Here is a 456-nt window from a genome sequence, read left to right as displayed (position 1 = left end):
GAGGAGGCGCTCGATATCGCGAAGGGTAAACGGAAGCGCCGGTTCCGGATACTCGAACCTGAAGAGCGGATCGTCTCCGGAGAGCGGGTCTACAGGCCGCTTCTTGCGGTGGAGGTCCGCTACCTCGGCGGGTTTATCCGGAAGACGACGAAGACCGCGTCGTTCGTCCTCGACGCCTGCACCGGCTGTATCGTCGAGCTGGACCGCGGGATGAAGGTCAGGCCCGGGTTCTCTGAACTCCTGGGGCTCGATGAGGCGGCGGTGAAGATCGTCGCAGGGCTTGCGAACGGCGGCTCGACGGTGGCCGAGATCGAGGCCGACACCCACCTCACGCCCGGCGTGGTGAAGAAGGCGGTGAAGCAGCTCAGCGAGGCAAAGCTCATCACCGAGGTGAAGACGATGGGCAGCGCAGTGGTGTATGTGCCCCTGCTCACCGAGGAGATCCCGGGGCTGCAC

1 pseudogene is annotated in these 456 nt (G+C 64.9%); it reads left to right on the top strand.

Annotation, left to right across the window (positions count from 1 at the left end):
* A pseudogene (locus tag BP858_RS06380) lies at positions 1-456 on the top strand (ATPase); the annotation flags it as partial.

It is taken from the genome of Methanoculleus sp. UBA413 (genome assembly GCF_002502935.1).
In the GTDB taxonomy this organism is placed as follows: Archaea; Halobacteriota; Methanomicrobia; order Methanomicrobiales; family Methanoculleaceae; genus Methanoculleus; species Methanoculleus bourgensis.
This window is presented reverse-complemented; position numbering and strand designations above follow the sequence as displayed.